The sequence below is a fragment of the Phenylobacterium sp. genome, assembly GCF_013822795.1.
In the GTDB taxonomy this organism is placed as follows: Bacteria; Pseudomonadota; Alphaproteobacteria; order Caulobacterales; family Caulobacteraceae; genus Phenylobacterium.
This window is the reverse complement of the sequence record NZ_PNLB01000021.1, coordinates 77,775-101,056: the sequence shown is the minus strand read 5'-3', so window position 1 is coordinate 101,056 and position 23,282 is coordinate 77,775. Positions and strand designations below refer to the sequence as shown.

Genomic DNA, 23,282 nt, shown 5'->3' with positions numbered 1-23,282 from the left:
GGCGGGCGCTGACCTTTCGTCTTGTCGCCAAACCTTTCGCCTGTAAGATTTCGCGGCAAAGGCGCGCGATATGACCGAAACGAAGACGTTCGAGATCGCTGACAACATCTACCGCTTCTCGACCGCGGTGAGCGGCGTCGGTCCCGAACCGTTCACCTTCAACCAGTTCCTGATCATGGCGGACGCGCCGATGCTGTTTCACCTGGGCCACCGGGGAATGCAGGCGTCGATCGCCGCCGCTGTCGAGCGCATAGTGCCGCTGGCGCGACTTCGATATCTGGGCTTTGGCCATGTCGAGGCCGACGAGTGCGGCGGGCTGAACGCCTGGCTGGCGGCAGCCCCCCATGCTGAGGTCGTGCACGGTCAGACCGCCTGCATGGTCTCCCTGAACGACTTGGCCGATCGCGCGCCCAGGCCGCTGGCGGATGGAGAGGTGATCGACCTTGGCGGCAAACGCCTACGCTGGATGGACACGCCCCATGTGCCGCATGGCTGGGAGGCCGGCCTCTTCTACGAGGAGACCGGCGCCACTCTGTTTTGCGGCGATTTGCTGACCCATGGCGGCGATGGACCGCCGCTCACCGAGAGCGACATCGCCGGTCCTGCGATCGCGATGGAGGACGTGTTCCACGCGATGTCCATGGCGCCCAACACTGGCGCCGTGCTTCAGCGACTGGCGGAGCTGGAGCCGACAACCCTGGCGCTGATGCATGGGTCATCGTTCCGCGGCGACGGCGCCTCGGCTCTGCGCGCGCTAGCGGCGCATTGCGCCGCCGTCTGAAGGTAGAGCGTCCGCTCGATCTGATAGTCCGTCAGGACTTGGCCAGGCTGGCGGGGAGCGGAAGATCGCGGCCAGCCGCCAGCATCAGCCCTCGAAACCAGGCGTGCGCCGGGTCGCGTTCGACGGCGCGGCCCCAGTAGGCGGTGAGACTAATGGGAGAGAGCGGGAAGGGAGCGTCGAGGATGTCGATCTCATAGCTACGTTGAAAGCGCTCGGCGAGCCGGCGCTGAACCAGGGCCAGGGTGGCTGACGCCTCGACAATGCCGGGCAGGCTGAGAAACTGCTGCACCATGACCAGGTCGTGCTGATGGACGCCGATCTGGCGAAAGTTCACGTCCTGATGCGTCGCGGTGTTCTTCGGCGACATCCGGAAGCGCGCGTGCCGACTGGCCTCGTAGATTTCGCGGGTCAAAGGACCTTCAAACGTGCGGTGCTTGCGCGAAGCGATCACCACCATGTCGTCTTCGAACAGCAGCGCCGAGGAAATGTCGCGGCTGAGGCCTGTCGCGGTGTCGGCGGGAATGGCCACGACGTCGACGGCGCCGCGGACGATCTGGGACTGCAGGTCGGTCGGTACATCGACGAAGTAGACCGAGGCGTTGGGCGCCTGCTCAGCGAGCAGTCGAGCGAGGGGCGGCCCCAGCAATACGGTCACATAGTCGGCCGTGGCCACGACGAAGCGGCGCGTCTCGGTCGCGGGATCGAACTCAGGCGGCCGCAGCAAGCTTTCTATCTCGAGGCAGGCGCGCTCGGTCTGCTCGATCAGCTGGGCGCCTTTCTCCGTCAGTTCGAGGCGGCGGCCGACCATCACCAGAAGGTCGTCGTTGTAGGTCTCGCGCAACCGCGCCAGGGCGGCGCTGACGGCCGACTGGCTGAGGCCGACGATCTCGGCGGTCTTGCCGACACTGCGCGTGCGTAGAAGCTCCCGCAGGATCGGCAGGAGGTTCAGATTGTGGCGGCGTAGCAGCAAGTCGGGTTTCCCAGGGCCAAGTCGGCCGGCGGCGCGGTCAGCTTGAGGAAGCTTGCGCCAGTTGTCGACCTTGCGCGCCGCCGGCGCCCCAACGGGGCAATTGGAGTTCAGAACACCTGCAGGTCGACGGCGAAGGTCACCTTGCCGGCATACTCCGCGCTAATCGCTTGGCGTGCGGCGGGTTCCTGATCTTGAACAATCGAGGAGTGCGTGAGGACGAGTGATTTGGCTCGCGCCTCTTGCGCCAGTCGCCCAACTTCCTGCGGCGCTAGGTGCTGCAGTCGGAAGTGCTGTTCGACCAGCTTCAAGGCGCTGGCCGGGATGTCGGGTCTGCGACGGCGCGCCTCGTCGATCGCGGCGACCGGATCCATCACCTCGGCGACCAGCAGGTCCACGTCCTTGGCCAGCGCTGCGACCCGAGGGCTCGGCCCGGTATCGCCGGTGTAGACAATGGAGCGGTCGGGCAGGTCGAACCGGAACGCGAACGAAGACGTGCTCTTGTTCTCGGTCGCATCTCCGCCGAGCGAGTAGTGTGAGTTGGTTGCAGCGGTCACCTTGATCGCGCCGATCGAGACCTGGCGGCCATCGGCGATCTCGACCACCCGCACCATGTCTTGCGGCGCCTTCGGATGGCGTGCGCGCACGTTGGTGCCTGGTTCGGTCATCGGTCCCATCGCGGCCAGCAGCCCGTCCACCGTCCGTCCGATACCTGGCGGACCGTAGATCGTGACCTCGCCAGCGTTCAGGCCCTGGTAGCGCTGGCTGAGAAACGCGAAGAGGCCGCCTGTATGGTCGAAATGAAGGTGGCTGATGAACACCGTGCGGATCTCGCCGAGCCCGACGCCGGCCTTCGCCAGTTGCCACGCGGCCCCATCGCCTGCATCGATCAGCAGAGCGTCTGGGCCATATCGCAGCACATTGGCCGGCTCGGCCCGCGCGGGATTGGGAACCGGACCAGCATTGGTTCCCAGCACGATGAACTTGGACGACAAGCCGGACTCCGCCGCGCCGGCGCTGGACGCCAGGACTGAGAACGCGACAGTCAACAGGGTGGCCCTGATCTGCGTCCGAGCCCTGGCGTCGGAGGTCCCTGCGCGTGTCGATGACCGCCTCATTCCGCCTGCCCCTGCAGTTGCGACGCGAGCGCAGCCGCATCGGCCGGAGGCTCGTCGCCGCGCCAGACGATGTGCTCGTCAAAGCGGACCAACAGCAGTTGATGGCGGAAGACTTCATCGGTCGGCCGAGTTGCTGGGATCAGCGTCAGCGGCAGGCCGGCGGCCGAGGCCGCTTGAAGCAGCGCGGTCTCATCGGCGCCGAAGCTGATCAGGGTGTAGTCCGATCCTAGGCGATCATAGATCGAGGTCCCATCGTCCAGGCGGAAGTGGGGCAGCCGGCATCCTGGCGCTGTCGAGGGGGTGAAGGAGCCCATGTCGTAGGCAGGCGGAGCCTCGCCGTCGTAGGCGATGATCGGCGAGCCCTCATAGTAGTAGCCGAAGTTCAGGCCCTCAGGCGACATCTGGGGGACGTTGATGTCGAACAGGCGCTGGCCGATGAACTGTCGGATGGCCTGGCCTTCCGGTGTGTCGGCGACCAGGGCCGGCGGGATGGATCCGCCCGAGCGCATCGCCTCGATGTTCTCCATCACCTTCTTCATCGCAAAGTGCGAGACCTGTTCGGTGATCGGCTGGCGCTCGGCCTGGTAGGCCTCGAGAATGGCTGGGTCGGCCCAGCCCTTCACGACTGCGCAAAGCAGCCACGAAAGATGGGCGGCGTCGGCTACGCCGGCGTTCATGCCGTAGCCGGCGAAGGGCACCCAGAGGTGGGCGGCGTCGCCGGCGATGAAGACGCGGCCGTCGCGGAACCGCTCAGCGACCATGCGCCGGCCGATCCAGTCCTCGTGGTTGAGCACCTCCCAGCTGAAGTCAGCGTCGACGCCCAGCACGTCGCGGATCGACTCTTCAAGCGGGACGTCTTCGAACGCTTCGCTTGAGGCGACGCCGCGGTGGACGAGCCAGACGTCTTCACCGTCGATCGCTACGACCGTGCCGCTGCGCTTGGGGTTCTGCACCCAACTCATCCAGGCCGGGCGACGATCGCCGAACAGGGCTTTGAGGCCGGGGGCGCGGATCAGACTGCTGCGGGTGCGCGAGATCTCGGCGTCGCCGACCAGACTGACACCCATCGCCTTGCGGATGGTGCTGCGGCCGCCGTCGCAGCCGGCGAGATACGTCGCGCGGATGTCGAACGCCTCGCCGCCTTCACCTTTGCAGTGGAGGGTGACGCCGGTTTCGTCCTGGTCGTAGGCTTCGACGGAGGTCCGGTTCAGGACGGTGATGTTGGGCAGCGACTTCACGCGATCATAGAGGATCGGCTCCAGATAGAGCTGGCTGACGCGAACCATCGATTCCGGCGTCGGCCAGTGGCTGTCGTGGAAACCAGGATGGGTGCGCTCGGATCGGGCCGGCATGCGGATGCGGGTCAGCTCGTGGCCGGTGATCGAGGTGCAGTAGATGGTGTCGGTCGGATAGTCGTCCGGAAGACCGGCGGCGCGGACGGCCTCCGAGACGCCGAGGCGGCGGAACGTTTCCATGGTGCGGGCCGCGACCGTGTTGCACTTGGCGCTGGGCGGTTCGCCCGCGGCGCGGGCCTCGATCAGGATGACGTCCACACCCCGAAGGGCGGCGTCGATCGCCAGGGTCATGCCGACGGGGCCGGCGCCTGCAATCGCGATCGCGGTCGAGTACTTGGGCTGCATCGCAAGATTTCCAAAAGCACGCGCACCAATGCGCATCATGCTTCACTGTCCGACTAGGGCGGCGTCAGGCCAAATCGATAAGTCGCAGCGACCTATCGATCAGACGGAAGGGTCGGCCGGCGAGAAGGCGGGCGCGCAGCGGCGCAGGGCCTCGCGCAGCCACTTGATCTCCGGGTCGGCGTCGCGGCGCTTCAGCCAGATCATCACCAGTTCGAGGTCAGGGACGGGAAGCGGCGATGGCACGGCCTGCAGCGGCAGGCTTCGGATTGCAGCGGCCGCCAGGCTTGAGGGGACCAGCGTCAGACAGTCGCTCGCTGCGGCGACCAGCGGCAGGACCGAGAAGTCCGAGGTCAGCAACCGGTCGAACTGCTCGATGCCGTTCTCGAGCAGATAGCCTTGCTCGAGGCTGGCGTGCACGTCGAGGTCCAGGAAGAAACTGGCGTGCGGCCGCGCCAGATAGGCCTCGCGCGTCAGGCCGGCGGCGAGCTCGGCGTCATCTGCGCGGCCCAGGCAGACGAACGGATCGCGCGCCAGGTCCTCATAGAGGAACTCCGCCATCACCCGCGGCGCGTCGAAAATGGCGGCCAAGATGATCTGGCGGGGCGAGATCACGATGTCGACGTTCTCGAGGCGCAAGTCCTCGGCCGACCGGCCGCGGGCGGTCACCATCTGGACGCTCATCTGCGGCGCTTCCTCGCCGAGGAGGCGCGTGAGGTTCGGGGTGAGCACGGCCGTGACGTAGTCGGCGGTGGCGATGCGATAGCGGCGGCGTGACCGCTCCGGCGAAAAGGCTTCGCCGGCGAGAACATCGGCGACGGCCGCGAGCGCCGCTTCCAAAGGGCCGACCATTCGGCGCGCCTTTTCGGTGAGGCGCAGGCCCCGTCCGTCCTTCACCAGCAGCTCATCGCCGAAGTGATCGCGCAGGCGCCTCAAACTGTTGCTCACGGCCGCCTGGGTCAGGTTCAGCTCCTCGGCGGCGCGGGTAAGGTTGCGGTGCTTGAGGATTTCCCGAAGCACCGGCAGCAGATTGAGATTGGTCTGTCGAAGTCGCCGCTCGAGGTCGTCCAAGGCGAATCCATCCATTCATGAAACTTATGGCTAAGATCAGAACAGAAAAGTTCTGGTGTCACCCCAGATCCTGCACACAGGCGGTGGGAGGACGACATGAACAAGATCGCCATCGACAAAATCCCGACCGCATCGATCCTGTTGGAGCGCGCCAAGGCCCTTGTCCCTGTGCTGGCCAAGCGAGCCCAGGCTACCGAAGACGCCCGCAGCGTGCTGCCGGAGACGGTCGCCGACTTCGAGGCCGCCGGCTTCTACCGGATCTTGCAGCCGGCGCAGTACGGAGGCTTCGAGCTGCCGCCAAAGGCGCTGTTCGATGTGGCCATTGAGCTGGCCAAAGGCTGCCCGTCCAGCGCCTGGTGCATGTGTCTCATCGCCGTCCACAACTGGGAAATCGGCCTGCTGGACCCACGCGCCGCGCAAGATATCTGGGGCGGTGATACGTCCGTCCGGCTCTCATCTTCCTACGCCCCGTTCGGCGCCGTCGAGCCCGCAGAAGGCGGTTTTCTGATCAGCGGCCGCTGGCCGTTCTCCAGCGGGTGCGATCACTGCGACTGGGCGATCCTCGGCGGGCGCGCGCCCTCTGAGCCGGGGCTGCCGCCCGACGTGCGGGCGTTCATCATTCCCCGCAGCAGCTATGTGATCGACGACACCTGGCATGTGCTCGGCCTGAAGGGGACCGGCAGCAAGGATATCGTGGTCGACAAGGCTTTCGTGCCCGAGCACCTGACGCACAAATTCTCGGACTCGTTCCTCGGAACCGATCCGGGGTTGGCGACTTTCACCGCGCCGACCTTCCGCTATCCGTTTGGCATCGTCTTTGCCTACACGCTCGCGGTCGTGACGCTCGGCATGGCCGAGGGCGCGCGCGAGGCGTTCGTCGAGCAGATGCAGGTTCGCCTCGGCGCCTACGACGGGGCCAAGGCCTCGGACGATCCTTTCGTGCGTCAACGCCTGGCCCATGCTGACGCCATGATCCGTAGCCAGAGAGCGCTCCTCGACGCCAACTTCGCCGAACTTGACGGCTACGTGCAGGCTGGCGAACTGATCCCGCTCGAGGTTCGAGTCCGGTGCAAGTGGGAGGCTCAGCACCTGTCGCGGATGGCGATGCAGGCCATCGAGCTGCTGTTCAAGGCCGGCGGCGGCCGCGGCATCCGCCAGGAAAACCCGCTGCAGCGTTACTTCCGCGATGTGCAGGCGGCGTCCAACCATGCCTATCTGAACGCCGACAAGGGTGCGCTCAACGCCGGCGGAGTCCTGCTCGGGGCCGCCAACATGGACTTCGCGCTCTAGGATGGAGGGCGACACGAGCCTTGGCGCGGCGTTTAGGCAGGCGCTGCGGCGGCTGGCCGCGACACCCTGCGTGCTCGCCGCGTTCTCGGACGCCGGCGAGCGGATCGGCATGACGGCCACGGCTGTCTCGGCGCTCAGTCTGGAGCCGGCTTCCCTGCTGGCGAGTGTGAACCGAGGGCGCAGTCTGCATCGTCTGCTTACGCCTGGCCGGCGGTTTTCGGTGAACTTGCTGGATGATGGGAACGCGGCGCTGTGCCTACCGTTCGCCGGCTCGGCCCCGCAGGGCGCCCGCTTCGATCATGGGGAGTGGCGCGACTGCGACGGCGCGCCCTGTCTCGCCGACGCAGTGAGCTTCAGCTGCGCCGTCGATGCGGCGTGGGACTACGCCACACACACGATCATCGTCGGCCGGGTGCGCGAGGTGCGCGGGGCCGGCGCCGGCGCGCCAGTGGCCTATGCCGAGGGCGGTCTCCATCGCCTTTCACCCTGGGACGCTTGAAAGGCCAGCGGGCAGTTCGGGACGAATAATCAATTTTGGCGGACGCCCGGGGATCAACCGGCGGAGAGCGAGATCCTAACCTGACTGACAACGCCGGCCGGAAAGGCCACGGGCCAGACCCGGAAAGGCGATGCAGACGGAGGAAACATGGCTGACGGCAATCAAGTCCACGCCTCATGGGACCGCGAGGCGATCCTGTCTCTCTTCGACCCGGCGTCGGGCCGCTTGGACCGGCGCATCTACGACGACGAGGGGATCTATCAGCTCGAGCTGCAGCGCATCTTCGCGCGCGGCTGGAACTTCATGTGCCACGAATCCCAGATCCCCAATTCAGGCGACTACTTCATCAACTACATCGGTGAGGACCAGGTCATCGTGGTGCGCGATGGCGAGGGGCAGGTGAACGTTCTGCTCAACACCTGTCGCCACCGCGGCAACGCGCTGTGTCGGGCCGAACAGGGCAACGCCAAGTCATTCGTCTGCAGCTACCACGGTTGGAACTACGCCCTGAATGGCGACTTGATCGGCGTTCCAGGCCTGAAGACCTACTATCGCGGCGACTTCGACAAGAGCCAGCTGGGCCTGGCCAAGGCCGCGAAGGTCGAAAGCCACCTGGGCTTCTACTTCGCCACCCTCGATCCCGCCGCCCCATCGCTGCACGACTTCCTGGGCGATGTCGGGCGCTCCGGCCTCGGCATGGTCGCGGCCTATGGGGACGTGATCGTGCTGGACGGCATCCAGAAGAACGTCATCGACTGCAACTGGAAGATCGCCGTCGACAACCTCTTCGACTGGTACCACGTGATGTACAGCCACGCCTCGGCGAACAGCACAGGCTTCGTGGACCTGGCCAAGATCCTGCAGCCCGACAACCAACTCGTGATGCTGGGCGAGTACGGACACGGCATCGGCGGGCCCGGCATCCCCGAGGCGATGCAGGCGCAACTCGACATGATCGGTGACGAGCAGCGCGCAGAGATGTCGAAGTCCACGCCGTTCCGTCTGCGTCCGGCCAGCGCCAAGGACCTGATGGGGGCGACTGGCGTGCGGAGCCTGGGCCATCCGAACATCTTTCCCAATCTCTGGATCACCCTGAACGGGATGCAATTGTGCCTGCGCCTGCCGCGGGGGGCGGGGGCGACCGAGCTGTGGTGGTTCACCGTCGTCCCTAAGGACTCGTCTCCCGAGCAGCGGCGCAACGCGGTGCGGAGCGCGACCCACCTGTTTGGTCCGGCCGGCCTGCTGGAGCAGGACGATGGCGAGAACTGGAGTCAGAGCACCCGCGCCTCGCGCGGCGTGGTCAGCCGCAGCCTCGGCCATAACCTGCAGATGGGCCTCGGCCACGATCAGGCGATCGCCGGTCCGGACGGGGGCGCCGCCATCGCCACCTGCATTAGCGAGCACGGCCAACGCTGGCTCTACCAGTCCTGGACTGAATGGCTGGCGGCCAAGGATTGGGCCGACCTGAAGGCCAATCACTCCGCGCCTCCGCAGGGGACGGTCTGATGAGCGCTCTCGATACCGCCAGACCGGCGCCAGGCGCCTCGCATCAGGACCTGATGCTGCTGCAGCATCAGGTCGAGCAGTACCTCTATGACGAGGCGGCGCTGCTCGACGCTCGCCGCTATCGCGATTGGCTCGCCCTGATCGCCGAGGACATGCACTACTGGATGCCGATCCGCCGGACGGTGACCCAAAGCGACATCGCCGCCGAGTTCACGAAGATCGGCGACATGGCCTTCTTCGACGACGACCGCGACATGCTCGAGATGCGCGTCAAGAAGCTGGAGGCGGGCTCGGCCTGGTCCGAGGACCCGCCGTCTCGTTCGCGCCACTTCGTCTCGAATGTTCGGGTGGTCGAAGTCGCCGGCGACGAGATCACCGCGGAGTGTTGCTTCTGCCTCTATCGCACGCGCCTCAACACCGAGGTCGACGCCTGGACCGGGCGGCGGATCGATGGGCTGCGCCGAACCAAGGAGGGCTTCCTTCTGACCCGCCGTCATCTGTTCCTGGATCAGACGCTGATCCGGTCCACCAACATGAGCACCTTGTTCTGAGGCCGGATCAATGACGCGATTGAAGGGAGAAGTCGTCCTGATCACCGGCGGCGCGTCGGGCCTGGGGCGCGCGCTGGTCGACCGCTTCGTCGAGGAAGGAGCCAGGGTCGCGGTGCTTGACCGATCACCCGACAAGCTCGCGGCGTTGTCGGTCGCCTTCGGTGAGGAGGTGGCGACGGTCCAGGGCGATGTCCGCTCGCTGGCGGACAACCAACGCGCCGTCGCCGTCTGCTGCTCGCGGTTCGGCAGGCTCGATTGCGCCGTCGGAAACGCAGGGATCTGGGACTATTCGGTCTCGCTGGACGCGCTGCCGGAAGAGCGGCTGGACGCCGCCTTCGACGAGATGTTCCACATCAATGTCAAAGGCTACCTGCTGCTGGCCAAGGCGGCTCTCCCGAGCCTCGCAGCGAGCGGCGGCTCGCTCATCTATACCGTCTCGAACGCCGGCTTCGACCCGGCCGGCGGCGGGCCGCTCTACACCGCCGCCAAGCATGCGGTCGTCGGGCTGATCCGCCAACTCGCCTACGAGTTCGCGCCCGTCGTCCGGGTCAACGGCGTCGCCCCCGGGCCGATCGTCACCGACCTGCGCGGCGCGGGCGCCTTGGGGCTGGCTGAACAGTCGATCGGCGGCATCGACTTGGCGGCTGTCGCGGGGCCGAACATGCCGCTGGCCATGGTGCCGACAGCTGAAGACTACACCGGAGCCTACGTCACCCTGGCCAGCCGGCGCGACAACCGCGCCGCGACCGGCGGAGTAATCAGCCTCGATGCCGGGATCGCGGTGCGCGGCATCGGCCGCCCGTCCCAGGGGGCAGGCCTGTCCGCCAAGTACGGAGCGCCGCTATGAGCGCGACGCAGGGCAGCAAGCTCGTCCAGAAGGACGTGCGCATGGACGGGGTCGAGTTCTACCGTACGACGGCCGACGGCGGGGTGCGCCGCATGTTGCCGCCGGGCCGGTACTCCTACTGCGTGCTGGTCCGGCGCGGTGAGCTAAAGCTGCAGATCGACTATCCCAAGCCCGTCACCCTGTCGCTGCGAGGCGGCGACGTCGTTGCGGTCAGCGGGCTGGCCGCGCACGCCTTCCTGCCGCCCGGCGCCGCAAGCGAGCACGCGACCTTCGTGCGGGGGGCTGCGGACGCTCCCGGCGAAAGCGAGATCTTCGTCGGCGTGGCGCCGAGCGAGGCGCTCGCCCTGGGTTCGTTGGTTCTCGGTCCCATTCTGATCCGCCCAGACGAGCATCCGGACCTCTCGCGTCAGGTATGGCGGGCCGCCGACATGCTCGAGGACGAGTATCGCACCGCGTCTTCCTCCGACCATCCGCTCGTCGTGCGCCGCCTTGCCGAGCTGATGCTGATCAACCTGACGCGCAAGGTGATGCGCGACCGCGCGGTCGAGGGCGCCGGCCCTATGGGCCACGGCGTGGAGCGCCAGATCGTAAAGGCCTTGGACGCCTTCCTCGAGGCGCCTGACCGCCACTGGGACCTGCCGGGCTTGGCGAGGGTCGCCGGTATGTCCCGCACGCGGTTTGCGGCCACCTTCAAGGCCGTGACGGGAGAGACGCCGGCTCTGGCCATCACGCGGATGAAGCTGGGTTCGATCGCGCATCGCTTGGCCAACGAGAACCTTAGCGTCGAGGCGGCCGCTGATGCGGCCGGCTACAGCTCGGCTGCGGCCTTCGTGCGCGCCTTCCGCCGCGTGCACGGCGACTCGCCGGCGCGTTGGCGTCGCCGCGCCGAACAGGTCCCGCTGGAGAGATCCCATGAAGCTTGAGACGGGCCAGACGGCCCTGGTGACCGGAGCCTCCCGCGGCCTCGGGGTCGAGATTGCGCGCCGCCTCGCGGCCGAGGGGCTAGACCTGATCCTCGTGGCCCGATCGCGGGACGCGCTGGACCAGGTGGCCGGTGATCTGCGCGCCGCCGGCGCGGGGCAGGTCAGGGTTCTCGCCGCCGACATGAGCGACCTCGGCAGCCTCCCTGATTTGGCGCAGGCCGTCGGGGCGATTGATGTGCTGGTCAACAACGCCGGCATGGAGGCCGCAGCCGCCTATGACGAGCGCAGCCCCGCGGAGATCGCCGACACCATAGCGGTGAACCTGAGCGCGCCGATGTTGCTCAGCCATGCTCTGCTGCCGGGCATGCTGGCGCGGGGCCGCGGCCACATCGTCAACATCGCCTCCGTGGCGGGCCTGATCGCGGCGCCGTTCAACGAGCCCTACAGCGCCACCAAGTTCGGCCTGGTCGGCTTCACGCGCTCCTTGCGCATGACGGCCAGGGCCTGCGGATGGCCGGCCAGCGCGTCGGTCGTCTGCCCCGGCTTCATTGACGGCGCGGGAATGTTCGAGACCCTCAAGCAGGACTTCGGCGTCGTGTCGGACGGCATGGGAACTGCGCCGCTGCACGATGTCGGTCAGGCCGTAGTCGACGCCATCGAGCAGGATTTGCCCGACGTCATCATCGCTGACGGCGACCCACGACAGATGGCGGCGATGGCCGTCGTCCAGCCGCTGGCGTTCGAGACCGCAAGCTTGGGCGCTCCCAGCACCGCAATGTTCCGCGCTGTCGCTGAGGCCCGCCGAGGGGCGAGCAATCACTCAAGGTGATGGGTGGCTTCGCGACTATCGATTTCACGGAAGGGGCCGCGGTGCGGGACAACATCGCGATGGAGAACCCTATGACGGCGACGCTTGAGGCGACAATCCGGTCGGTGGCCGACCAGCTTCTGGAGGCGCGGCGCCTCGGTACGCCGATCGCCGCCGTGCGCGGCCACCTGCCGCCAAAAGACGTGGCGGCCGCTTACGCGGTTCAGAAGATCAATATCGACCGGCTGCTGGCCGAAGGTCGCCGGCGGGTCGGCCGCAAGATCGGTCTGACCTCCGAGGCTGTTCAACGCCAACTCGGCGTCGACGCCCCAGATTTCGGCGTCCTCCTGAACCACATGGATTTCAGCGCCGGTGTGATCCCGCTCAAGGGTCTGATCGCGCCGCGGATCGAGGCCGAATTCGCCCTGCGCCTGGCGCGCGACATCACCGAGCCTGGCCTTTCGGGGGCGGCGCTCGCGTCGTTCGTCGAGGCCGTCGCCGTCTCCGCGGAGATCGTCGACAGCGCCACCAAGTGGGACATCGATATCGTCGACACCATTGCCGACAACGCTTCGAGCTGCGGCTTCGCGGTCGGCGAATGGCGCCCCTACGGGGCCGACTCCAAGCTGCCAGAGCGAACGATGCGCCTGCTGTGTGACGGCGAGGTGATCTCCCGCGGGACCGGCGCGGCGACCCTGGGCGATCCGCTGAACGCGCTGGCCTGGCTGGCCGACGCCTCCATCGAGGTCGGCGAGCCGTTGCGGGCCGGCGAGATCATTCTGTCAGGCGCGCTCGGCCCGATGGTCAGCCTGACGGCGGCTGAGTACCGCGTGGAGATCGACGGCTTTGATCCGCTTGTATTGAGGGCCGTCGCATGAAGACCAAGGTCGCCATCATCGGTTCGGGCAACATCGGCACCGACCTGATGATCAAGATCATGCGGCTCTCCGATGTGCTGGAAATGGGCGCATTCGTCGGCGTCGATCCGAACTCCGACGGGCTGAAGCGAGCCGACCGACTCGGCGTGCCGATCACGTCCGACGGCATCGACGGCCTGGTGGCGATGCCGAGCTTCAAGGACATCGAGATCGTGTTCGACGCCACCTCGGCCGGCGCGCATGCGCGCCATGACGAGATCCTGCGCGCACACGGCAAGAAGATCATCGACCTGACCCCGGCGGCGATCGGCCCCTATACGATCCCGCCCGTCAACGGCCTGGCCAATCTCGACCAGCCGAACGTCAACATGGTCACCTGCGGGGGGCAGGCGACGATCCCAATCGTCGCGGCGGTCAATCGGGTCAGCCCGGTGATCTACGGCGAGATCGTCGCTTCCATCGCCTCCAAGTCGGCGGGGCCCGGCACGCGGGCCAATATCGACGAGTTCACCGAGACCACCTCCAAGGCCATCGAAGTGGTCGGCGGCGCTCGCCGCGGCAAGGCGGTGATCGTGCTCAATCCGGCTGAGCCGCCGCTGATCATGCGCGACACCGTCTACTGCCTTTGCGAGGGCGGCGACGAGAACGCCATCCGCGCCTCGATCCTTGAGATGGTGGCCGAGGTCCAGAGTTACGTGCCCGGCTACCGCCTCAAGCAGGAGGTCCAGTTCGAGAAGATCACCGACAACGAGCGGTTGCTGATCCCCGAGATGGGCGAGGCGTTCGCGGGCCTGAAGGTCTCGGTGTTCCTCGAAGTCGAGGGCGCGGCCCACTACCTGCCGGCCTATGCCGGCAACCTCGACATCATGACCTCCGCGGCGCTGAAGACCGCCGAGCGGATGGTCCAGCGCCAGGGCGTGGCGGCATGAGCAAGCTCTACATCCAGGACGTCACGCTACGCGACGGCATGCACGCCATCCGTCACAAGTACTCGCTGGGCGACGTGCAGGCGATCGCCAAGGCGCTGGACGACGCCAAGGTCGACGCCATCGAGGTCGCGCACGGCGACGGATTGTCGGGCTCGTCCTTCAACTATGGCTTCGGCGCCCACACCGATTGGGAGTGGATCACGGCGGTGGCCGAGGTGATCAGCCACGCCAAGCTCACGACCCTGTTGCTGCCGGGGATCGGCACGATCCACGACCTGAAGCACGCCTACGACCTGGGCGTCCGCTCGGTCCGTGTCGCCACCCATTGCACAGAAGCCGACATCGCCAAGCAGCACATCGAGGCGGCCCGCAAGCTGGACATGGACGTTTCGGGCTTCCTGATGATGAGCCACATGAGCCCGCCTGAGCCCCTGGCCCAGCAGGCGCTGCTGATGGAGAGCTACGGGGCCCACTGCGTCTACGTCACCGATAGCGGCGGAGCGATGACCATGGATGACGTGGCCGCGCGGCTGCAGGCCTATGACCGGGTTCTCAAGCCCGAGACCGAGCGCGGCATCCATGCGCACCACAACCTTTCCCTCGGCGTCGCGAACTCGATCGCCGCGGTTCAGAACGGTGCGATCCGCGTCGACGCCTCGCTGGCCGGGATGGGGGCCGGGGCGGGCAACGCGCCGCTGGAGGTCTTTGTCGCCGCGGCCGACGTCTACGGCTGGGAACACGGTACCGACCTCTTCGCCCTGATGGACGCGGCCGAGGATTTGGTCCGGCCGCTGCAGGACCGCCCAGTCCGCGTCGACCGCGAGACCCTCAGCCTCGGTTACGCCGGCGTCTATTCCAGCTTCCTGCGCCATGCCGAGAAGGCCGCCGAGACCTATGGCCTCGATGTCCGCAGCATCCTGCTCGAGCTCGGCCGTCGCCGCATGGTCGGCGGCCAGGAAGACATGATCGTCGACGTCGCCCTCGACCTGAAGAACCGACAGCCGGCCGCCTGATCCGGCGCGCCCCGCCAACAGCAAGAATTCCGGAGGAAACCCATGTCCGTCGTCGAGGCGCTCGCGCCGTTCACCGAAGAGTCCACCAGCCGCTTCGTCCAGACCAAGCGCTGGAAGCTGCACTACAACGAGGTCGGCAAGGGGCATCCAATTATTCTGCTGCACGGCACCGGCCCTGGCGCGACCGGCTGGAGCAACTTTCACCAGAACATGGCCGTGTTGTCGGCGAGCCATCGGGTGATCGCGCTCGACAGCCCAGGTTGGGGCGGCTCGGAGCTGTTCGAGTGCAGCGGCGAGCCGCGCAACGCCGCCAACGCCGAGGCCGTGAAGCTGCTGATGGACGAGCTGGGCATCGAAAAGGCCGCGCTGGTCGGCAACTCGATGGGCGGGGCCGCGACGCTGGAATTCATGGCGCGCTATCCAGACCGCATCAGCCACGCGATCACCATGGGCTCGGGCCTGTTCGGAGTGCCGAACATGTTCACGCCGGGCGGCCCGTCGCAGGGCATCCGGGTGATCTTCGAAACCTATATGAACCCCACCCCGGAGAACTTCCGCCGGCTGGTGGAGATCATGGTCTACGACGCCTCCTACGTGACCGACGAGCTGACCCAGCAGCGCTCGGCCGGCGCGCTGGCCCAGCGCGAGCACCTGACGAACTGGCTGAAGGGCGGCCCGCTCGGCAAGGGTGGTCCGTTCGCCGGCGTCGAGGAATTGATGGGCAAGCTGGCTATCAGCCAGGTCCCGACGCTGATGATCCACGGCCGGGACGACAAGACCGTGCCCATGGAGGTGACGCTGAAGACCGCCAGCCTAATCCCGAACAGCCGCGCGGTGATCCTGAACCGCTGCGGCCACTGGGCTCAGGTCGAACACGCCGACGAGTTCAACGGCCTGGTGCTGGGCTTCGTCGATCGCAAGCCGGCCTCGCCCTCCAAGGGCGGCTTCGGCGGCTGAGTAGGGGAGAAACGCAGATGACCATCGGATCGCTCGGCTATGTGGGCTTCAAGGCGGACGACATGGAGGCCTGGGCCAAGTTCGGGACCGAAATCCTCGGCATGATGCCGGTCGAGGCGCCGGACGGGACCCTGCGGTTCCGGATCGACGCCCAGGGCTGGCGCGTGTGCGTCGAGCCTGGCCCGGAGAACGACATCGGCTTCGTTGGCTTCGAGGTGGCCGGCCCGGCCGAACTCGCCGCCTTGCAGGGGCGATTGATCGCCGCTGGCGTCACCGTGAGCCAACCTTCGCCCGAGCACCTGAAGCTGCGCGGCGTGATGGGCATGATCGCCTGCCATGATCCGCAGGGGCTGCTGGTCGAAATCTACTACGGAGCGACCGAGCGCCGCGAAGTTCCGTTCGTTTCACCGGCCGGCGTGAGCGGCTTCGTAACCGGCGACCAGGGCCTGGGCCACGTGGTGCTGTCCGCGGCCGATATCGGCGCGGCGCGGGCCTTCTACAGCGATGTCCTCGGCTTCCGCCTGTCGGACATCATCCGGATGCAGATCACCGAAGAGTTCGGGATGGATCTGGAATTCTACCACTGCAACCCGCGCCATCACACGCTGGCGCTGGTCCCGCTGCCCGTGCCGCGGCGGCTGAACCACTTTATGCTGCAGGTCGAGAGCCTCGACGACGTGGGCTTCGCGCTGGACCGCGTCGCGGCGGCCAAGATCCCGTTGATGAACACGCTGGGCAAGCACACCAACGACCACATGGTGTCGTTCTACGCCCAGACACCGTCGGGCTTCGAGATCGAGTACGGTTGGGGCGCGCGGGACATCGACGAGAACTGGCGGGTCGTGCGCCACGACAAGACCAGCATCTGGGGCCATAAGCGCCAGCACTGACCGCGAAGGCGCGCGCTTGCGATGGCGCCTCCGCGTTGAGCGTTGTGCCGTGCCTCTGACCGGTCAGGAGGCGTCCATGGCCGGCCAGTCGGGCATGGCGATCTTCACCGGCCGGCCCGCCAGCACCCCGTCCAGATGCTGCAGGAAGCTGGCGATTCCCGCCGCGCCCTGCATGTAGCCGGTCTGGGCCTGGATGAAGTCGGGCCGGTCGCGATGCTCGGCCTGCCGCCAGAGCCGCCGATCCGCCTCCGTCTCGCTGGCGTCGAGGATCACCTCGGCGCAGCGCCGGGCAAGCCCCAGATAGTCGCTTCGGCCAGTCCGGCGGGCGAGCAGCAGGGCGAACTCGCCGATCCCGGCATCGCCGCAGCACTGACCGTGGTTGTTCCAGAATCCTGCCGAGCGGGCTTCCGGCGCCCCGGCGCCCTCAATCCCGGCGACGAGCTGATCGAGCGCATCGGCCCACTGGTTGTCACCCGTCACGGCGTGCAGCTCAAGCAGCAGCCGGCCCGTGCCGGCCGGTCCGTGGCAGGCGCCCAGGTAGAAGATCGGTTTGCGGGTGTCCTCGTTGTGGCAGACCAACCGCCCGCCCCGATCGCCGACGGGATGGCTGCGGCTCATGACATAGCGGGCGGCGGACTGGGCGGCCTCCAGGTAACGGGCCTCGCCGGTGGCGCGGTGCAACTGCAGCAGGGCGTAACCGACGCCGGCCCCGCCATGGGCGAAGTTCGGCGCCGTGAACTGGAACGGCATGTCGGCCATCATCAGCCAGCGCAGTCCGTCCGGCGTCGGCTCGCCGACTTCCAGCAGCCGCTCGGCCGCGGCCTTGGCCAGGTCGAGGGCCGCAGCATCCAGTCCCTCGCGGTCGGCGTAGAGCAAGGTCAGGATCACGCCGGCCGACCCGACCGACTGGTCGTAGACCTCACGTAGGTCGGAAAAGCCGGTAATGTCGGCGAACGGGGCCGGCTCGATCCAGCCGACGCCGGCGCCGAGCGGCTGGGCGAGGTCGCGGATCTGCTGCAGGCAGAACGCGGCCGCCTCGCGAAAGCGCGCCTGACCGGTGACGCGAGCCAGTTCGCCGAGCACGAAGACGTAGCCGCCCCAGCCCGTCGAGGCGTTGACGGAGAGATTTTCGAAGGTCGGCAGCTGCGCGAGGATCTCGTCTCCGGCCGCCAGCGCCTTCTCCATCAGCTGCGGCTCGTGGGACTGGGCGTGCAGTTCGAGCAACAGCAGGATCACGCCGCCGGCGCCATGATAGAGGCTGTGGGCCGGGCGGGCCTTGGGATGATCGTTGGTGCGCCAGACCGCGCTGCCCGGCGCCCGTTGCGACTCGATGAAGTTCAGCGCTTCGCGCGCCGCTTGTCCGTACCCGGTCATTTCCGCCCGTCCTTGTTTTGCGCAAGGCTAGCGGCGCGTCGCGCTAGAGGCCAGCGCGGAACACCCAGTGCGGCCAGACCTGTTCGGAGTGCAGCTTACGCTTCATGACCAGCTCTTCGACCGCTTCGGTGGCGCCGATGCAGGAGGGGGTGTCGGCGTCGTCGTAGACGACATACCCGCCGCGGGCCATCAACGGCCAGACAGCAGCCTGTGCGAATTTCACGCCCGAATAGATGTCGCAGTCGATGTGTGCGAGGCCGAACTGCGGCTGCTCGTGGGCGATCGCGGGGAAGGTGTCTTGGAACAGTCCTTTGACGACCACGAGGTTGGTTAGACCGAGGGCGTCGCGGCGCTCGACCAGCGCATCATAGGAGCTGTCGCCGAAGTCGCCCGGTCCGTGCAGGTCGCGGGCTGCGTCGGTCTGCGGCATGCCGGCATAGGTGTCGCAGGCATAGACCTTGGCGCCCGGCGCGACGTCCCAGAGAACCCGGGCCATGAACAGCGCGTTGCCGCCGCGATAGGAGCCGAACTCGATGACGTCCTTGCCGTCGAGATCGGCATAGAACGAGGTCAGGATCAGGAAGAGGTTCATCCGCTTGGCGTCGACCATCACCGACCAGTGGGCGGAGGCCTCCAGCCCGGCCTGGTAGAGCGGGTGATGGGCGACGAGATCAGCGACCCCGGCATGCATCAGGCCCCAGCCGCGCTGATAGCCGTCATGGGCGGAGCGGCCGCGGACGATGGTTCGCGGTGTGCCGATCTCTGGTAGCGAAATGGGGCTCATGCGCCCATTGCTAGGGGGCTTTCCGCCATTCGACAATCGTCGTTCGGCAATCGACGTTTGGCGGCTAGGCCGTGGCGGTGTCGTAGCCGCGCCAGGCGCTTTCGCAGCGCTTGGCGCGTGAGGCGCGGCGCAGGTCGTCCAGGCGGGCCTCAAGCTTGGCCGACGCCGCTGGGGCGGCCGCGCCGAGCGAGGCGGGGAAGAGGTAGGCCTGGGCGGTTTCGCCCTCGCGCGTCAATCGCTGGCGACGCGTGCTGGACACCACGGCGCGCTCGGTGAGCGCCAGTTGGGCGGCGATCTCGCGACAGGACAGGTGGCTGAAGTCGGTGCGGGGGGCGTTCATCGCCACGGTCCGCTGCGTATCAGTCGTCGAGCAGGCCGACAGCAATGCCGCCGCTGCGATCGGCAGGACCGCGCCTTTCATCCCTGGAGCCCTCCCTGAAGGGTCGTTGTTACAAAGACTTTGGCACGGCGTACGCAAATGTCTTCAGGGAACGTGCGCGAGGCGGGCGACTTCACGGAATTGCGCACGCTGGAGGCCGCCGTTACCCCCGGTAACCGTCAAGGATTGTCGTTTTCTTGAGCGCGGAACGGGCCTATATGTGGCGTTGCTTGATTGCACCGCCCGGCCGAAAGGCCGGGCGCCGTCATTTTGGAAAGACAGTCATGACCGAGATTCTGATGCCGAAGGCGACCGCTGTCTGGCTGGTCGACAATACCTCGCTGACCTTCGATCAGATCGCCGACTTCTGCGGCCTGCACCCGCTGGAAGTAAAGGGCATCGCCGACGGTGAAGTGGCGCGCGATATCCGCGGCGCCGACCCGATCGCCAACGGCCAGCTGTCGCGTGAAGAGTTGGACAAGGCCCAAGCCAACGACAAGTACCGCATGAAGGCGCAGAAGAGCCGCCATGCCGAGCTGCTGAAGCCGGTGAAGAAGGCTCCGCGCTACACCCCGGTCTCGCGCCGCCAGGACCGCCCGGACGCTATCGCCTGGTTCATCCGCAACCACCCGGAAGTGGCCGACAGCCAGATCGCCCGCCTGCTGGGCACCACCAAGGCGACGATCGACCAGGTCCGCAACCGCAGCCACTGGAACTCGGCCAACATCAAGCCGGTCGACCCGGTGACCCTCGGCCTGGCCACCCAGATGGAACTGGACGCCGTGGTCAGGAAGGCGGCCGACAAGAAGGCCAAGGACGACGCCCGTCGCGGCATCGTCGACGGCCCGACCCTGGAACCGGCCTCGGAGACCGGCGCCTTCGGCGGCGTCGCCGAGCCGGACGACCAGCCCTATGCGGCAGAGCCGCCGCACTTCGACGACGAGGACGGCGAAGAGGATTGAGGTTCGGGAGAGGGGCGGCGCTGACCGCCCCTTTTCAGTTCGCGGCGCGCGATCCGATCTGGATCTGACACGCGCAGACGACCCTGCCGATCGCCTCCGGGGACCCGTGGAAACGATCGATCAGGGTCGACTGGCGTCCGTCCCCCGCCCGCACGGACGAAGAAGAGCCTCGGCCCTAGTGCGCTTGCGCGCCTAGCGCCTCGATCTCTTCCTTGAGCTTCAGCTTCTTGAGCTTCATCTCCTTCAACTTGGTGGCGTCGGCGGCCGGCCTGTTCGTCTCCTCCTCGATCATCCGCTCCAAATTCTGGTGGCGGGAACCAAGTTCACGGATACGGGCTTCGACGGCCATGACGTGTCATCTCCTTGTCGAACTACTGTCACAGGGAGTGAACACCCGCTGGTCTGGCCTGTCAGATCACATATGTTTGCAGTGGGCTGGACCTCGCCCACGCCTTGAAACTGGCGTCGGAGATACATGGGCATGAGCACACCTGCGCGCCTGGTGGTGGGCGTTTCGGGCGCCAGCGGCGTCGTCTATGGCCTGCGCGCGCTCGATGCCTGTCGCGAGCTGGGCGTCGAAAGCCACCTGGTTTTTTCCAAGGCCGCCGCCCTGACCTTGTCGCAGGAAACCGCGCTCAGCCTGGCGGAGGTCCATGCGCGGGCCGACATGGTGCACAAGGTGGGCGATATCGGCGCGGCGATCTCGTCGGGCTCGTTCCCGACCCTGGGCATGATCATCGCGCCCTGTTCGGTCCGTACGATGAGCGAGATCGCCACCGGGGTGACCTCTTCGCTGCTGACCCGCGCCGCCGACGTCACCCTCAAGGAGCGCCGCCCGCTGGTGCTGATGGTGCGCGAGACGCCGCTGCACCTTGGCCACCTGCGCACCATGGTCAGGCTGGCCGAAATGGGCGCGGTGATCGCCCCCCCGCTGCCGGCCTTCTACGCCAAGCCAACGAGCCTGGAGGAGATGGTCGACCAGTCGGTCGGTCGCGCGCTCGATCTGTTTGGTCTGTCCTGGAAACCAGTGAAGCGCTGGGGCCTGGATCTCAAGCCGCTGTCGGGGGAGGCTTAAGTCATGTCGCTGTGGGGTTGGACGCTCGAGGCCTATGCGCGCCCGGGTGTGCCGGAGGTCTGCCTGGAGCTGCAGGACGCGCATGGTCAGAACACGTCGTACTTGCTGTGGGCGGTTTGGGCCGAAGGCGCTGACCCTGCGATGCTACAGTCCGCGGCCAAGGCCGGCCGAGCCTGGGACGAGGCGGTGCTCAAGCCGGTGCGCGCCGTGCGCCGCACGCTGAAGGCGCAGTTCGAGGCCGTCGCCGACGGCGCGCGCGAGGGGCTACGTGAGGACGTGAAGGCCGCCGAGCTGCGGGCCGAGCGGGTGCTGATGGAGGCCCTCGAGGCGCTCAGCGAACACCGGCGCGGCGGTCAGCCGGCCTTGGCGGCGTTGCAAGCCGCTTCGCGCGCCTGGGGAGCGCCGGCCCCGGACGAGACCCTGGCCCGCCTGGCGCGCGCCCTGGGCTAGGTCGTTAACCGCCGCCATGGCATAGGAACGCTCCGTGACGTGGGGCGGCTAGCGTATGAACGACGACGACAGGAACGATCCCGAGGCGCGGCTGGCCGAGCGCCTGCACTTGCTGGGCCAGGAACACGCCGACCTGGGCGTGGCGGTCGAGGCCATCGCCCAGGCGCCGGTGCCCGATATGATGGTCATCGCCCGCCTGAAGCGGAAGAAGCTGGCCCTGAAGGACGAAATCGAGCGTCTGAAGGACCAACAGACGCCCGACATCATCGCCTAGGCCCGCGGACGCGAGCCGGCGCTCGTCAGCCCATCTTGAAGGCGCAGAACTTGTTGCCGTCGAGGTCGCGGAAGTAGGCGCCGTAGAAGGTCGGCAGGCGCTTGCCCGGTTCGCCGTCGCATGCGCCGCCGGCGGCCAGCGCCGCGGCGTGGACCTGGTCGACCACCTCATGCGAGGGGCAAGCCAGGGCGACCATCATGCCGTTGCCGATGGTGGCCTTTTCGCCGTCATAAGGCTTGCAGACCGCCAGCGCCCCGGCGCCCGGCGCACCATAGAACTGGATGCGGTCCATGCCGAACGAGCGCGCAACGCCTAGCGGCGCCAGGACGGCGTCGAAGAACGCCTTGGACTTCTCAAAATCGTTCGCGCCGACGGTGGTGTAGCCGATCATGGTGTTTCCCCTTTGGTAGCTTTCGCTGGCCGCTTCATAGCAAGCTGACGCGCGCGTCACCGAAGGGGAAATCGGGCCTCAGCGCTGGGGGAAGCCGCGCGCTTCACGTTTGCGGATGAACATCGCAGCATCGGCCTCGGCGACCAGCGCCTCGGCGTCCAGCTCGGGCGAGATTTCGCGCACGCCGAACGAAATGTGCAGCGGGGCGGTCCATTCGCCGAACCGGATCGGGGTGGCCTCAATGGCGTCGGCCAGCGACCGGGCTTTCGCCTCGGCGGTCTGGCGGTCGGCCTGCACCAGGATGACCGCGAACTCGTCGCCGCCCATGCGGCCGACCACGTCGCTGTCGCGGACGTTGGCGGCCAGCCGTTCGGCCACCGCGCACAGGCAGGCGTCGCCCGCGGCGTGGCCATAGCGGTCGTTGACCGCCTTGAAGCCGTCGAGGTCGAAATAGACCAGGCTGGCGGGCGAGCCGTAGCGCTGAGCGAAGGTGCGGATGCGGCCCAGCTCGCGCACGAAGGCGCGGCGGTTCAGCAACGGCGTCAGCGCGTCGCGGTCGGCCAGGCCCTCGACTTCACGCAGCTTGGCCTTGAGACGCGACACCTCGCCGCGCAGGTCGTCGATCTCGGTCAGCAAGGTGGCCAGCGCGCTCTGCACGGCGGGGGTCAGGTCGCCTTCGCCCAGTCCCAGGAACGCGGTCTTGTCGATCGGTCCGGCCGTGGTCGCCGTCGCCTGCGCGCCGGCGTGGAGCAACGCTCGCTTACGGATCGCCGAAAAGGGTTCGGTGCGTGCGCCGGTGATCTTCATACAGCCTCTCGCCCACCCTCAGAATCGGCAGGGAACCCTAAGCGTCGAGAATCCTGAACGTCCTTGGTTGCGGGCGCAAGGGCGGCGCCTATACTCCGCGCCTTTCCGAGACAAGGGGCAC

27 protein-coding genes are annotated in these 23,282 nt (G+C 67.2%); 17 read left to right on the top strand and 10 right to left on the bottom strand.

Annotation, left to right across the window (positions count from 1 at the left end; genetic code table 11):
• Positions 1-70 precede the first annotated feature (70 nt).
• The gene (locus C0481_RS18085) at positions 71-781 is read left to right on the top strand and encodes an MBL fold metallo-hydrolase (RefSeq protein WP_293406397.1); all 711 of its coding nucleotides are present in this window, start codon (positions 71-73) and stop codon (positions 779-781) included.
• A gap of 31 nt (positions 782-812) precedes the next feature.
• Here C0481_RS18085 and C0481_RS18080 read toward each other — a convergent pair whose 3' ends face one another.
• From C0481_RS18080 to C0481_RS18065, 4 genes are all read right to left on the bottom strand, one after another.
• On the bottom strand, positions 813-1,751 hold the full coding sequence (locus C0481_RS18080; RefSeq protein WP_293406395.1) for a LysR family transcriptional regulator: 939 nt from the start codon (positions 1,749-1,751) through the stop codon (positions 813-815).
• A 107-nt stretch (positions 1,752-1,858) separates the two neighbouring features.
• Positions 1,859-2,743 carry an MBL fold metallo-hydrolase gene (locus C0481_RS18075; RefSeq protein ID WP_293406393.1) on the bottom strand — a complete coding sequence of 295 codons (885 nt, stop codon included), beginning with the start codon at positions 2,741-2,743 and terminating at the stop codon, positions 1,859-1,861.
• A 119-nt stretch (positions 2,744-2,862) separates the two neighbouring features.
• Positions 2,863-4,506 (bottom strand): FAD-dependent monooxygenase, encoded by a 1,644-nt coding sequence (locus tag C0481_RS18070; protein WP_293406391.1) that lies wholly within the window; start codon positions 4,504-4,506, stop codon positions 2,863-2,865.
• A gap of 99 nt (positions 4,507-4,605) precedes the next feature.
• On the bottom strand, positions 4,606-5,589 hold the full coding sequence (locus C0481_RS18065; RefSeq protein ID WP_293406389.1) for a LysR family transcriptional regulator: 984 nt from the start codon (positions 5,587-5,589) through the stop codon (positions 4,606-4,608).
• 81 nt (positions 5,590-5,670) lie between these two features.
• On the opposite strand from C0481_RS18065, the gene C0481_RS18060 reads away from it, so the two are divergent.
• The 12 genes from C0481_RS18060 to bphC all read left to right on the top strand — a co-directional run bounded on the left by C0481_RS18060 (position 5,671) and on the right by bphC (position 16,665).
• Complete coding sequence (locus tag C0481_RS18060; RefSeq protein ID WP_293406387.1) at positions 5,671-6,864, top strand: acyl-CoA dehydrogenase family protein; 1,194 nt, start codon at positions 5,671-5,673, stop codon at positions 6,862-6,864.
• A 1-nt stretch (position 6,865) separates the two neighbouring features.
• The gene (locus C0481_RS18055; protein WP_293406385.1) at positions 6,866-7,363 is read left to right on the top strand and encodes a flavin reductase family protein; all 498 of its coding nucleotides are present in this window, start codon (positions 6,866-6,868) and stop codon (positions 7,361-7,363) included.
• Positions 7,364-7,510: 147 nt separating this feature from the next.
• Entirely contained in the window at positions 7,511-8,869 is a 1,359-nt protein-coding gene (locus C0481_RS18050; protein WP_293406383.1) for a Rieske 2Fe-2S domain-containing protein, read from the top strand.
• Positions 8,869-9,420: a 3-phenylpropionate/cinnamic acid dioxygenase subunit beta gene (locus tag C0481_RS18045; protein ID WP_293406381.1), complete on the top strand. Its 552-nt coding sequence runs from the start codon at positions 8,869-8,871 to the stop codon at positions 9,418-9,420. The genes C0481_RS18050 and C0481_RS18045 overlap by 1 nt, the downstream gene beginning before the upstream one ends.
• Before the next feature lie 10 nt (positions 9,421-9,430).
• A complete protein-coding gene (gene hcaB / locus C0481_RS18040) occupies positions 9,431-10,267 on the top strand; it encodes a 3-(cis-5,6-dihydroxycyclohexa-1,3-dien-1-yl)propanoate dehydrogenase (protein ID WP_293406379.1) in 837 nt (278 codons plus the stop codon).
• The gene (locus C0481_RS18035) at positions 10,264-11,190 is read left to right on the top strand and encodes an AraC family transcriptional regulator (RefSeq protein WP_293406377.1); all 927 of its coding nucleotides are present in this window, start codon (positions 10,264-10,266) and stop codon (positions 11,188-11,190) included. Before hcaB ends, C0481_RS18035 begins: the two co-directional genes overlap by 4 nt.
• Positions 11,180-12,019 (top strand): SDR family NAD(P)-dependent oxidoreductase, encoded by an 840-nt coding sequence (locus tag C0481_RS18030; protein WP_293406375.1) that lies wholly within the window; start codon positions 11,180-11,182, stop codon positions 12,017-12,019. The genes C0481_RS18035 and C0481_RS18030 overlap by 11 nt, the downstream gene beginning before the upstream one ends.
• 71 nt (positions 12,020-12,090) lie before the next feature.
• Complete coding sequence (locus C0481_RS18025; protein WP_293406373.1) at positions 12,091-12,876, top strand: fumarylacetoacetate hydrolase family protein; 786 nt, start codon at positions 12,091-12,093, stop codon at positions 12,874-12,876.
• Complete coding sequence (locus tag C0481_RS18020) at positions 12,873-13,805, top strand: acetaldehyde dehydrogenase (acetylating) (protein WP_293406371.1); 933 nt, start codon at positions 12,873-12,875, stop codon at positions 13,803-13,805. Before C0481_RS18025 ends, C0481_RS18020 begins: the two co-directional genes overlap by 4 nt.
• The gene (dmpG, locus tag C0481_RS18015) at positions 13,802-14,818 is read left to right on the top strand and encodes a 4-hydroxy-2-oxovalerate aldolase (RefSeq protein ID WP_293406369.1); all 1,017 of its coding nucleotides are present in this window, start codon (positions 13,802-13,804) and stop codon (positions 14,816-14,818) included. Before C0481_RS18020 ends, dmpG begins: the two co-directional genes overlap by 4 nt.
• 42 nt (positions 14,819-14,860) lie before the next feature.
• Positions 14,861-15,775: an alpha/beta hydrolase gene (locus C0481_RS18010; RefSeq protein ID WP_293406367.1), complete on the top strand. Its 915-nt coding sequence runs from the start codon at positions 14,861-14,863 to the stop codon at positions 15,773-15,775.
• A gap of 17 nt (positions 15,776-15,792) precedes the next feature.
• Complete coding sequence (gene bphC, locus C0481_RS18005) at positions 15,793-16,665, top strand: biphenyl-2,3-diol 1,2-dioxygenase (protein WP_293406365.1); 873 nt, start codon at positions 15,793-15,795, stop codon at positions 16,663-16,665.
• A 63-nt stretch (positions 16,666-16,728) separates the two neighbouring features.
• Here bphC and C0481_RS18000 read toward each other — a convergent pair whose 3' ends face one another.
• The 3 genes from C0481_RS18000 to C0481_RS17990 form a co-directional block, all read right to left on the bottom strand.
• A complete protein-coding gene (locus C0481_RS18000) occupies positions 16,729-18,039 on the bottom strand; it encodes a lanthionine synthetase LanC family protein (RefSeq protein ID WP_293406363.1) in 1,311 nt (436 codons plus the stop codon).
• Between the two features lie 43 nt (positions 18,040-18,082).
• Positions 18,083-18,823 (bottom strand): TylF/MycF/NovP-related O-methyltransferase, encoded by a 741-nt coding sequence (locus C0481_RS17995; RefSeq protein WP_293406361.1) that lies wholly within the window; start codon positions 18,821-18,823, stop codon positions 18,083-18,085.
• A 64-nt stretch (positions 18,824-18,887) separates the two neighbouring features.
• The gene (locus C0481_RS17990) at positions 18,888-19,244 is read right to left on the bottom strand and encodes a hypothetical protein (protein WP_293406359.1); all 357 of its coding nucleotides are present in this window, start codon (positions 19,242-19,244) and stop codon (positions 18,888-18,890) included.
• A gap of 242 nt (positions 19,245-19,486) precedes the next feature.
• Here C0481_RS17990 and C0481_RS17985 point away from each other — a divergent pair, with 242 nt between their 5' ends.
• The gene (locus C0481_RS17985) at positions 19,487-20,164 is read left to right on the top strand and encodes a cell cycle transcriptional regulator TrcR (protein ID WP_293406357.1); all 678 of its coding nucleotides are present in this window, start codon (positions 19,487-19,489) and stop codon (positions 20,162-20,164) included.
• Between the two features lie 175 nt (positions 20,165-20,339).
• On the opposite strand, the gene C0481_RS17980 is transcribed toward C0481_RS17985, so the two are convergent.
• The gene (locus C0481_RS17980) at positions 20,340-20,513 is read right to left on the bottom strand and encodes a DUF465 domain-containing protein (RefSeq protein WP_293406355.1); all 174 of its coding nucleotides are present in this window, start codon (positions 20,511-20,513) and stop codon (positions 20,340-20,342) included.
• 132 nt (positions 20,514-20,645) lie between these two features.
• Between C0481_RS17980 and C0481_RS17975 the strand changes: the two genes are divergently transcribed.
• The 3 genes from C0481_RS17975 to C0481_RS17965 are packed head-to-tail and all read left to right on the top strand — an operon-like array spanning position 20,646 to position 21,963.
• A complete protein-coding gene (locus C0481_RS17975; RefSeq protein ID WP_293406353.1) occupies positions 20,646-21,239 on the top strand; it encodes a UbiX family flavin prenyltransferase in 594 nt (197 codons plus the stop codon).
• A 3-nt stretch (positions 21,240-21,242) separates the two neighbouring features.
• Positions 21,243-21,689, top strand: coding sequence for a TIGR02444 family protein (locus tag C0481_RS17970; protein WP_293406351.1), 447 nt, complete (start codon positions 21,243-21,245; stop codon positions 21,687-21,689).
• Positions 21,690-21,744: 55 nt separating this feature from the next.
• Positions 21,745-21,963 carry a DUF465 domain-containing protein gene (locus tag C0481_RS17965; RefSeq protein ID WP_293406349.1) on the top strand — a complete coding sequence of 73 codons (219 nt, stop codon included), beginning with the start codon at positions 21,745-21,747 and terminating at the stop codon, positions 21,961-21,963.
• 25 nt (positions 21,964-21,988) lie between these two features.
• Here the strand turns inward: C0481_RS17965 and C0481_RS17960 are convergent, their stop codons facing one another.
• Positions 21,989-22,354 carry a VOC family protein gene (locus tag C0481_RS17960; RefSeq protein ID WP_293406347.1) on the bottom strand — a complete coding sequence of 122 codons (366 nt, stop codon included), beginning with the start codon at positions 22,352-22,354 and terminating at the stop codon, positions 21,989-21,991.
• A gap of 78 nt (positions 22,355-22,432) precedes the next feature.
• On the bottom strand, positions 22,433-23,161 hold the full coding sequence (locus C0481_RS17955) for a GGDEF domain-containing protein (protein ID WP_293406345.1): 729 nt from the start codon (positions 23,159-23,161) through the stop codon (positions 22,433-22,435).
• Positions 23,162-23,282 lie beyond the last annotated feature (121 nt).